Source organism: Dyadobacter diqingensis, assembly GCF_024220585.1.
Classification (GTDB): domain Bacteria; phylum Bacteroidota; class Bacteroidia; order Cytophagales; family Spirosomataceae; genus Dyadobacter; species Dyadobacter diqingensis.
On record NZ_JAMXKF010000008.1, the window covers coordinates 293,977 to 304,564 of the forward strand.

At 42.7% G+C, this 10,588-nt stretch carries 8 protein-coding genes; 6 read left to right on the top strand and 2 right to left on the bottom strand.

Features of this window, described 5'->3' with window-relative positions:
* Positions 1-616 precede the first annotated feature (616 nt).
* Positions 617-3,499 (bottom strand): putative LPS assembly protein LptD, encoded by a 2,883-nt coding sequence (locus M1L62_RS21205; protein WP_254561631.1) that lies wholly within the window; start codon positions 3,497-3,499, stop codon positions 617-619.
* A 75-nt stretch (positions 3,500-3,574) separates the two neighbouring features.
* Here M1L62_RS21205 and M1L62_RS21210 point away from each other — a divergent pair, with 75 nt between their 5' ends.
* From M1L62_RS21210 to M1L62_RS21220, 3 genes are all read left to right on the top strand, one after another.
* Entirely contained in the window at positions 3,575-4,372 is a 798-nt protein-coding gene (locus M1L62_RS21210) for an N-acetylmuramoyl-L-alanine amidase family protein (RefSeq protein ID WP_254561632.1), read from the top strand.
* Between the two features lie 122 nt (positions 4,373-4,494).
* Positions 4,495-5,463, top strand: coding sequence for an MlaD family protein (locus M1L62_RS21215; protein WP_254561633.1), 969 nt, complete (start codon positions 4,495-4,497; stop codon positions 5,461-5,463).
* A gap of 139 nt (positions 5,464-5,602) precedes the next feature.
* Positions 5,603-7,216 (top strand): acyl-CoA carboxylase subunit beta, encoded by a 1,614-nt coding sequence (locus tag M1L62_RS21220; protein ID WP_254561634.1) that lies wholly within the window; start codon positions 5,603-5,605, stop codon positions 7,214-7,216.
* 68 nt (positions 7,217-7,284) lie between these two features.
* Here the strand turns inward: M1L62_RS21220 and purB are convergent, their stop codons facing one another.
* The gene (gene purB, locus M1L62_RS21225) at positions 7,285-8,640 is read right to left on the bottom strand and encodes an adenylosuccinate lyase (protein WP_254561635.1); all 1,356 of its coding nucleotides are present in this window, start codon (positions 8,638-8,640) and stop codon (positions 7,285-7,287) included.
* Positions 8,641-8,799: 159 nt separating this feature from the next.
* Between purB and M1L62_RS21230 the strand changes: the two genes are divergently transcribed.
* The 3 genes from M1L62_RS21230 (at position 8,800) to M1L62_RS21240 (ending at position 10,587) form a co-directional block, all read left to right on the top strand.
* Positions 8,800-9,540 (top strand): MIP/aquaporin family protein, encoded by a 741-nt coding sequence (locus M1L62_RS21230; RefSeq protein ID WP_254561636.1) that lies wholly within the window; start codon positions 8,800-8,802, stop codon positions 9,538-9,540.
* 19 nt (positions 9,541-9,559) lie between these two features.
* Positions 9,560-10,048 carry a heme-binding domain-containing protein gene (locus M1L62_RS21235; RefSeq protein WP_254561637.1) on the top strand — a complete coding sequence of 163 codons (489 nt, stop codon included), beginning with the start codon at positions 9,560-9,562 and terminating at the stop codon, positions 10,046-10,048.
* Between the two features lie 83 nt (positions 10,049-10,131).
* Positions 10,132-10,587 carry a hypothetical protein gene (locus tag M1L62_RS21240; RefSeq protein ID WP_254561638.1) on the top strand — a complete coding sequence of 152 codons (456 nt, stop codon included), beginning with the start codon at positions 10,132-10,134 and terminating at the stop codon, positions 10,585-10,587.
* The last annotated feature ends 1 nt before the right edge of the window (position 10,588 follow it).

The window sequence follows — 10,588 nt, forward strand, 5'->3', positions numbered from 1 at the left end:
TGCGGAAAGCAATGTGCTGTTTTTAATTCATCCTGTCAATAGCACGAAACGTTCCTACGGAACGAAAACCATATTGATCTTTCCGAGCTTCTACCAACGAAATGTCCCGATGGGACAAGGATTAGAATGTTTTGGTGTCTTTGTTCCAATAGGAACATTTGGTTGGTAGCAATAATATTGAAATTGCAAAATCAGTTTCTATCAATAAAATATCCTGATGGGAGAAGGACATCAGGATGTTTCGGCGTTTTGTTCCAATAGGAACATTTGGTTGGTAGCAATAATATTGAAATTGTAAAATCAGTTTCTATCAACAAAATATCCCGATGGGAGAAGGACATTAAGATGTTTCGGCGTTTTGTTCCCATAGGAACATTTGGTTGGTAGCAATGATATTGAAATTGCAAAATCAGTTTCTATCAACAAAATATTCCGATGGGAGAAGGACATCAGGATGTTTTGGCTTTTTTGTTCCAATAGGAACATTTCGTTGGTAGCAATGGTATTTAAATTGCAAAATCTCGTTCCTTAGGAACGGCTGGTGTCTTTTGTGCGACAGAAGAAGGTTAAGATGATTTTCAAGAAAATTCTGTCTGCAAGCTCTCACAGCCTTTTCTCAATACGCTGCCCGATCTTGGAATGATCTCCTTCTCGTCAGTTTCAAATCCTGAAGGATGCTTGATTTTACTTTCAGAATAAAGTTGTAGTTACTCACACGTGAGGCACTTCCCGCAAAAGGCGTCCAGCTGAAACTCATATCCCAGCAGTGTAAGTCACGGTAAAGTGTTAAGGTTGTAATAGACGGTTTGAATGCTGTAAAGTCAAAACCGGTTGTCACACTGATTTTAAAATTTGTCGACAAACTCAAATCACCCGTTGCATTAATTGTCTGGATCAGCTGTGCGTTGGAAAGACCCGGTTTGGTCAGTCCGAAGTTATAGTTGATGGAAACATTCCAGGGAATATTAAAATCTACATACATATCGGCATTACGCTGAATAAACTCTTTTTGCTCCTCCGTAACGGTGCTGTTAGGATTGGTATTTTTCGGTTTGTCCGATGCGCCTTTCGGAGAGAAACTGGTTCCAAGCGTGAAACTAAGATTTTGCAGATTGGCAAGTCCCTGTCCTTTGGTGATGGCAAACTGGTCAACTTTGATACCGGTCTGGTTATCCGATTTTACCAACGGATCTTTTACGTATGCGTAAGGATCCAGGTTTGCGTTAAAATTCAGGTTAAGATTTTTACCGATACGGGCATTGGCGTTAACGGTGATGTTCGATAGTTTAAGTGAATCGGCCATCAGGTTGTAGCTACCACCAAAACCAAGGTTATCAAGCAGGGATACTTTCTCAAACTGCGCGGCGGCCGTATCACTTTTTGATTTCAGTTTCATTTCAAAAGAGTTGTTCAAACTGAATGAAATCACACTCGAAGCTTTTCCGTTGCTGACATTCGTCCCAACACCTCTGTATCGCGAAAGTTTTTGCGTTTCTCCCAGCTCGTTAATCTGGACGGTTTGATAAAAACCGTAATTATCACCCGTGAAATCGGGCGTATAGCTATACGATATCGTTGGGATCACCGTATGCCGTATCGCTTCCAGACGTCTTCCTCTGACGAAAAATGTTCCGTAGAAACGCGTATTCATACCGGCACCGAAGGAATAGGAATACTCGTTCCCGACTTTATTGAGTGTATCGATGTGTACCGTATTACCTCCTTTGTAAATATAATTATATTGTTTGGTGTAAATCTGCCCTTGAAGTGACATGCTTGGCGTAAGGTTTATGAACCTTAAAAGCTTGAAGTTCGGAAGCGAGATTGGCAAACTATACCGACCGGTAAATTGCGCATCCTGCGCGAACGCCGATAAGTTTGACAGGTTAAAAGGCAATACCTGCACAACGCCATCACGTAAAGAATCAATCTTGTTATCCACCTTAAAACCAAGTCTGGTGTACGACGTGTCAATAGCCGTCAGTGAGTTGGTAAGTGTGTAATTTCCACTAAAATCAAGTCCTAAACGGAAACTGTCATACCAGCGCGAGCGACCTCCGTTTAACGCAAAAGGAGCAATCTGGTTAACGCCAAAGCTGAAATCTGCCGAGATATTTGTTTTCCCGCCTCTTCTAATGTCGGAAGTATCTTTCTGACCAAAGTTTTGGTTGACCCTTACACTAGCCGCTGCCCGAAGATATTGGCCCATTGTGCGGTTATACTGTACGGATGAACTGGCAACATTGGAAATATATTTGTTGGTATTGGTTTCCTGAAGCTGGTTATAACTGTTGCTGGTAATATTTACGTTCGCAGAAAACGTCGAGTTACCTCTTGGTTTTGGTGCGTGCGACCAAACCAGACTAAAATCATTGGAGCCCCCCTGACCGATTTGTTTTAGTACCTCATCACTGGATTTGTTTTTGTTGAAACGGAACGAAAAATTACCGTTGTACTGATAACGTTTTGAATAAGTAGTGGCAACTCCCAATCCCCAGCTTCCTGTCGCGTAAATTTGGCCGGTTACCTGCGCGTTGATGTATTCGCTGATGGCAAAATAATATCCTCCGTCACGCAGATAAAAACCTCTTCCGTTAGGTTCTTCACCATAGGTCGGAAAAATAATACCTGAGGTTCCGGCTTCTTTTTTCTTTGGGAAAGGGAAAAAGCCGAAAGGGATAACCAGCGGCAGCGGAACATCCGCAATAACCAGGTGAAAAGGCCCGGACACCACAGATTTTTTATCCACCATTTTTATCTTTGGTGCATTGATATAAAAGTGCGGATGTGTGAGGTTACAGGTCGTGTAAATGGATTTTTGTATATAAAAATTGCCCTCAGTGTCTTTTTTTACACGATCTCCGCGCACGTTTCCATCTCCCTGCTGCGTGACAATTCCGCGGATAATGGCCTTTTTTGATTTGAAATTATAGCGGATCTCTTTGGTGTTATACATTTCCGGCCCATCCTGAAATATAGGCTCCCCGATCATTTTTTTTGAAGTGGAATCGTAATCACCGTGCGCCATTACTTCGTTGGTCACCCAGTTCAGTCGAATGTAATTTGCTTTTAGATTAATCGTGCCATAATTTACCTCGGCGTTTCCGTATAAATGCACCTGTTTCAGGACAACATCCATGATTGTGGAGTCTTCTGCGGTGTATTTTACGACACTTTGCAGGTCGTCAGGATTGGATAAAGTATCGTTTGCCAGCGAATCTGTTAAAGCAATGCCATTTTTTAGCTGCAGAGAATCCGCAGCCGTAGAGTCTTTTTTGATGAGCGTGTCCGATTTGGCTATAATTTCACCATTCGGGGTTTTGGCCAAAGCAGACTTGTCTGCCACCGTAGGAGCAGAATTCTTGGTTTTGGCTTTCGACTTAAGAAGATCTTTACCGGATCGTTTTGTGCGTTGCTGAACACATGCCATTGTGCCAAATAATAGAAACGCAACAAGTCCTAACGATATAATAATCGCCTTTTTTTTCAGTTCTAACAAATAGAGTATTTTTGCATAACGAATGTCAAAATTAGCAGAGAAACTCCTAAAGAATAACGCCGTAACTAAAAAATAATGTTAAAAGTTCTTAAAATCTTAATTGCAGCGAGTTGTTTGACCCTAAGTCTCGCTTTTGCCTTTCAAGAAATACCGCCTTCGGGAAAAGTAGACAGCAAGGTTAATGTGGTAGTTATTGACGCAGGTCATGGTGGTCATGACATCGGAACGCGCGGCCGCAAAGCGCGTGAGGCCAATGTTGCTCTGAAAATTGCATTGGCGCTGGGTCATAAAATTAAGCAGGACTCTCCGGAGGTCAGGGTGCTCTACACCCGCGATACCGACGAATTTATCGAATTGTCGGAACGTTCCGCTTTTGCCAACAGAAACAATGCTGACCTTTTTATTTCCATTCACTGCAACTCTACACCGAATTCCCGGTCTGTTAGAGGAACTGAGACGTACGTGATGGGGTTACACAAGACAAACGGTAACCTTGAAGTTGCAAAGCGGGAGAACTCGGTAATTTTGAAAGAAACAAATTACAAGCAAAAGTATAAAGGTTTCGATCCGGATTCACCGCTTGCGCATATCATGCTTGCGAACTATCAGAGTGCATTTATTTCGAGCAGTTTACGCTTTGCGGATAATGTGGAAAAGAAATTCAAGTCGGTATCTGATCGTGAAAGCCGCGGTGTGAAACAGGCCGGATTTCTTGTGTTATGGCGGACAACAATGCCCAGTGTATTGATTGAAACCGGATTTTTGTCAACACCGGAAGAAGAAGAATACCTTAATTCAGAAGAGGGACAGGATGAAGTTGCCCAGTCGATTCTGGAAGCGTTTAAGGTATATAAGAAACAAATGGATCAGTAAGATTCGTTGTTGAAAGTGAATTTGGAATTGGTTTATAAATCATTCGGACAAATAAATTTCTGTAAACATTTACATTATTTAAAGCTTATGGCGCGAGCCGCAAGCTATTTAATACTCACTTCATGAAGCTATCAAAAGAAGCAAAAGTCGGGTTAATGGCAGTTTTGGCAATGGTCATGTTATATTTTGGTTTTCATATCCTTAAAGGCTCCGACGTATTTTCAAGAACATATAAGTACTACGTAATTTACGATGATATTGACGGATTAACCGCTTCCAATCCCGTTTTGCTGAATGGTTTGAATGTTGGCCGGGTGCAGGAAATAAAATTATTGCAGAATCAGAAAAACCACCTTCTGGTCACACTGGATATTCAAAAGGGTATCGTTTTACCAAAAGGAACTACCGCTTTGCTTGCTGACGGAGGCTTGCTTGGGGGAAAAGTGATCCATCTGGCGATGGGCGCGGCTTCGGTGAACTTGCAGGATAAAGATACGCTGGTTGGCAAGAGAGAGGCGGGTATATCCGCGGTTTTACAGGAAAAAGCACTGCCCCTTGTTACGCATGCGGATTCTCTGGTATTAAATCTCGCAGCGGTTGCAGAAGGATTTAAAGAAACAGGAAAAATATTGAACCAGATGATCAGAAATTATGATCAGACTGGTAATACGGTACAGGGGCTTGTTGCTGAAAACCGTAAAAATCTGCTGGTGATGACCACAAATCTTAATAAACTTTCGGAATCACTTGTGGAAACTGAAAAAGGTCTGAAGCCATTGCTTGCTAAAACTGGATCGCTTGCCGATTCGCTGAATGCTTTAAGATTAGGGGAAACGGTTCAGAATGCTAATAAAACAATCTTGGAATTACGCGGGTTATTGGCCGGTGTAGACTCGGGAAAAGGTACTGCGGGAAAACTGCTTAAAGACGAAACACTTTACAACAACCTGAACAGTACGGTTGTAAGTTTGAATAAACTGATGACCAATTTTCGTGAGCATCCTAAGCGTTACGTTCACCTGTCTGTTTTTGGGAAAAAGGATAAAGGACCGGCGGAATCACCACTGGACACGACTACAAGAATAAAATAAGAATTTATTAAGGTTCAATTTACAGGAAGTCGTTTGCCGTAAGGCGGGCGACTTTTTTGCTTTTGGTAGTAAAGGTTCAGATAAATTTCTACCTTGAAATTGAAATAAAATATTGTTTCAATTACATCTTCATCAAGATATGGCAAATCAGCAAAGCACGCAGCAGCTTATTGAAAACCTCAAAGAAAGATATGAAAATGTCAAATTAGGCGGCGGACAAAAGAAGATTGAAGCACATCATAAAAAGGGTAAACTGACGGCCCGGGAACGTATTAATTATTTGCTGGATGACGAAGCCTATTTTCTGGAAATAGGTGCTTTTGCCGGTGACGGGATGTATGAGGAAGACGGCGGATGTCCGTCGGGAGGTGTGGTTGCAGGTATTGGCTACATTTCTGGAAAGCAATGTGTTATCGTAGCCAATGACGCCACTGTAAAGGCGGGCGCATGGTTTCCCATCACCGCGAAGAAGAATTTGAGGGCTCAGGAAATTTCGATGGAAAATCTGCTGCCTATTATCTATCTGGTGGATAGCGCAGGGGTTTATCTTCCCATGCAGGCCGAAGTTTTTGCTGATAAGGAGCATTTCGGTCGTATTTTCAGGAATAACGCAAAAATGTCGGCAATGGGCATTGTGCAGATTTCAGCCATTATGGGAAGTTGCGTGGCTGGAGGTGCGTACTTGCCGATTATGTCCGATGAGGCGCTGATTGTGGAAGGCACCGGTTCTGTTTTTCTGGCCGGTCCTTATCTGGTGAAATCATCCGTTGGCGAAGATGTTGATGCCGAAACTTTGGGCGGGGCGACCATGCATTCTGAGATTTCTGGGGTGACGGATAATAAATATCCTGATGATCAATCATGCCTTGACGCGATCAAAAGGCATATGGATAAAATCGGTCAGTCTGCCTCAGCAGGGTTTGACAAAAAGGCTTCAATCTCTCCAACACGTTTGGTGGAGGAAATTTACAATATTCTTCCTGTCGACAGGCTCAAACCATATGACATGAAACACCTGCTCGAATGTATCACTGATGGCTCTGAGCTGGATGAATACAAACCGGATTATGGTAAGACAATCATTTGTACATATGCCCGGATTGACGGTTGGGCGGTAGGCATTGTGGCCAATCAGCGGAAAATGGTAAAATCCGGGAAAGGTGAAATGCAGATGGGCGGCGTGATTTACGGGGAGTCCGCCGACAAGGCAGCGAGATTTATTATGAACTGCAATCAAAAAAAGATCCCACTGGTGTTTTTTCATGATGTAACGGGTTTTATGGTCGGGAGCCGCGCCGAGCAGGGCGGGATAATAAAGGATGGCGCAAAAATGGTTAATGCCGTTGCGAATTCCGTAGTGCCTAAATTTACTTTTATCGTCGGGAATTCCTACGGAGCCGGTAATTACGCCATGTGTGGAAAAGCTTATGACCCAAGGCTGATTTATGCCTGGCCGACGGCGCAAATGGCGGTTATGAGCGGAGCAACCGCCGCGAAAACATTGGTACAGATTCAAACAGCCACTTTAAAAGCCCAGGGGAAGGAGATTACAGCAGAGGCTGAGCAGGAATTGCTGGATCAGATAACGGATCGCTACAATGAAGAATTATCACCGTACCATGCGGCTGCGCGATTATGGGTGGACGGGATTATTGACCCTGTTGAAACACGGAAAATTATTTCGGTAGGCATTGAAGCAGCCAACCACGCCCCGATCACAGAAAGATTTAATGTTGGGGTAATTCAGGTTTGAGGAAGAAAAAAAGAAGTCAAGTTTTCAAAACTTGACTTCTTTAAGTTTCACCAAAATAAAAATATCAATTACCGTGTCTCCTCAACAACACCCAGATAATTAAATGGAGTGATCTGTCTTAGTTCTTCACGGATGCTTTCAGACACATCCAGGGTTTCAATGAAATGAGACATGGATTCGTGCGTAATTTTTTCGTTCGTACGCGTTAGCGATTTTAGTGCTTCGTATGGTTTTGGATAACCTTCACGACGAAGAATTGTCTGGATAGCTTCTGAAACCACCGCCCAGTTTTCTTCAAGTTCAGATTTCAAAACATCTTCGTTCAGCTCCAATTTGCCCAATCCTTTGATCAAAGAATTAAGGGCAATGGCCTGATGCGCCAATGGCACACCGATATTACGAAGTACCGTTGAATCCGTTAAATCTCTCTGCAAGCGGGAAATCGGCAATTTTTGTGCAAAATGCTCAAACAAGGCAGAAGCAAGTCCCAGGTTACCTTCCGAGTTTTCAAAATCGATCGGATTCACTTTATGCGGCATAGCAGAAGAACCTACTTCACCGGCCTTAATTTTCTGTTTGAAATAACCCATGGAAATGTAAGTCCACATATCCCGGTTAAGGTCGGTTAAAATGGTATTGACTCTTTTCAGGTTATCAAAAATGGCGGCCAAATTATCGTAGTGCTCGATCTGTGTTGTATGACGGCTGCGTTTCAGACCTAAGCCATCAACAAAATGATTCCCGAAAGCCATCCAGTCCTGCTGTGGATAAGCCACGTGGTGCGCGTTAAAGTTACCTGTTGCACCACCAAATTTTGCCGAATGCGGGATTTTTTCCAGCATTTCCAGCTGACGCTCCAATCTTTCAACGAATACCAGGAATTCTTTCCCAACGCGTGTCGGAGAAGCTGGCTGTCCGTGCGTGAAAGCAAGCATCGGAATATTTTTCCACTCGATGGACATCCTCTTAAGTACAAAAAGAACCTGACGGAAAAGCGGCTTAATGGTTCTTTCCAATGCATCTTTCAGGGAAAGAGGAATGGCTGTGTTGTTGATATCCTGAGATGTAAGACCGAAGTGAATGAACTCCTGATAAGCCTCAATACCCAGTTTTTCGAATTGTTCTTTGATAAAATATTCAACCGCCTTTACGTCGTGGTTGGTTTCCTTCTCGATATCCTTGATATGCAAGGCATTTTCCTCATTAAAATCTTCGTAGATCTTACGTAAAGAAGGATAGAGTTTCTTGTCAAATTCTGATAACTGAGGAAGTGGAATTTCACAAAGCGCTATGAAATATTCTACTTCTACGTATACTCTGTAATAGATAAGAGCGTATTCAGAAAAATAAGCGGAAAGTTCAGATACTTGCTTATAGTAGCGACCGTCGACCGGCGAAATAGCCGTAAGTTGATTTAATGACATGATTTACAATGCAAAGAGATAAATTTTAGTGCAAAGTTAGTAGAATTCACGAGCACAAACTGGTATAATCGTTACGAAATATTCTTTTTGGTATTTGTCTAGGTTATTTTAATACTATTTACATATTTGCCAAACAATCTTTATCCCTATTCCATCCTTATGCAGCAAACCCCATTCATCGGAGAATTAATCGGTACCATGATAATCATTTTGTTAGGAAACGGAGTGGTTGCCAATGTGGTTTTGAAACAGACAAAAGGAGAAAATGGAGGATGGATTGTGATCACAGCAGGCTGGGCCTTTGCTGTAACCTTTGGCGTTTTTGTGGCCAACGCATTCGGAAGCCCGGGTGCGCATCTGAATCCCGCCGTGACGATTGCGTTTGCTGTTCTGAAAAGTGATTACAGTAATGTCGTATCATTTATTTCTGCGCAGTTAATAGGTGCATTTCTGGGCGCGGTTCTGGTTTGGCTGCAATATCTGCCGCATTGGAAAGCCACAGAAGATCATGGGAGCAAACTGGCTTGTTTTTCAACCAATCCCGCTATCAACTCTCCGATTGCCAACTTTCTTAGCGAATTTATAGCAACTATCGTACTGATTATCGGTATTGCCGCCATTGGTTTTTCTGGAACCTCCGACGTTCAACGCGGACCGATTCCTTCCGGTATTGCCCCTTATCTTGTGGGTTTGCTTGTTTGGAGCATTGGCCTCTCTTTGGGCGGGACCACAGGGTATGCGATTAATCCCGTCAGAGATTTGGGGCCGCGGATTGCACATGCGATTCTCCCTATTCCCAACAAAGGATCGTCGCAGTGGGGATATGCCTGGGTTCCGATCGCCGGGCCCGTTTTGGGTGCCATTGTGGGAGCTGTTATCCTGCGCATGTTTTCATTTTAACCAATAAATTCCTTGCACCATGGCCAAGAAAATTCTTATCGGTCTGTTGGTTGTTTTGGTTCTGATTCAATTGATCAGACCAACCCGGAATGAGTCGACTGCGATGTCGGCAAACCACATCGAAAAACAGTACATTGTTCCGGAAAATGTCAAACTGATTTTAGGTAAAGCCTGCGGGGATTGCCATTCAAATAATACGGTCTATCCATGGTATGCGCAGTTGCAGCCGGGTGCATGGTTTATCAACCACCATATTGTTGATGGTAAAAAACATTTTAACTTATCAGAGTTTGCTGATTATGATCCAAAAAAAGCCGATCATAAACTGGATGAACTGGTGGAAGAAATCGAGGGGCACGGCATGCCTCTGGAATCCTATCTCTGGCTGCATCCGGATGCAAAACTGACAGAAACGGAAATCACGGAGGTAGTGGATTGGGCAAACGGAATCCGCAAGGAAATCCAGACCACTTATCCCGAAGCTTTTGTAAAAAAGGATAAAGAATAAAATGACAGTATTCAACGAATTTTAAACAAAACGAGCGCGGATAATATCAAACTAATTTGCTCTAATTTCACAACAATATCACGATGAGATTTGACTACATCTTCAAAGATGCTTTCGATACGTTTAAAGTTTTTCAAAATCTGACCGTTGATCAGGCCAACGAGCTTCCTGAAAACGCACCGCAAAGTATCTGGCAGATTCTAAATCATCTGGCAATTTTACAGGAAGAGGAGTTGACAATACTTAATGATATGAACCAGAAAAGTGCTGTAAAAGAATCAGAATCGTGGGTTGAACAAAAGACAGTCGATGACCAGACGCAGCTTGACCGCATTTTGGTACAATTGAATAAACAAATAATGTCTGTAAAAGCCAAGGTATCTGAGCTGAGCATTTCGACAAATAATCTGGAACAAAAATTAATTGCTGTTCAAAATTTTTCAGTGCACTTGTCTTTTCATTTAGGAGAAATCGTTTTAATCAGACGAATGAACGGAAGTTATCCACTTGCCGCCGATATGAAAGATTTTCTGGCCTAGA

Excerpts from the sequence above, each read along its gene's own strand:
- M1L62_RS21215 (WP_254561633.1), top strand. The coding sequence starts at position 4,495 with ATGAAGCTATCAAAAGAAGCAAAAGTCGGGTTAATGGCAGTTTTGGCA.
- purB (WP_254561635.1), bottom strand. The coding sequence starts at position 8,640 with ATGTCATTAAATCAACTTACGGCTATTTCGCCGGTCGACGGTCGCTAC.
- M1L62_RS21210 (WP_254561632.1), top strand. The coding sequence starts at position 3,575 with ATGTTAAAAGTTCTTAAAATCTTAATTGCAGCGAGTTGTTTGACCCTA.
- M1L62_RS21235 (WP_254561637.1), top strand. The coding sequence starts at position 9,560 with ATGGCCAAGAAAATTCTTATCGGTCTGTTGGTTGTTTTGGTTCTGATT.
- M1L62_RS21220 (WP_254561634.1), top strand. The coding sequence starts at position 5,603 with ATGGCAAATCAGCAAAGCACGCAGCAGCTTATTGAAAACCTCAAAGAA.
- M1L62_RS21230 (WP_254561636.1), top strand. The coding sequence starts at position 8,800 with ATGCAGCAAACCCCATTCATCGGAGAATTAATCGGTACCATGATAATC.
- M1L62_RS21240 (WP_254561638.1), top strand. The coding sequence starts at position 10,132 with ATGAGATTTGACTACATCTTCAAAGATGCTTTCGATACGTTTAAAGTT.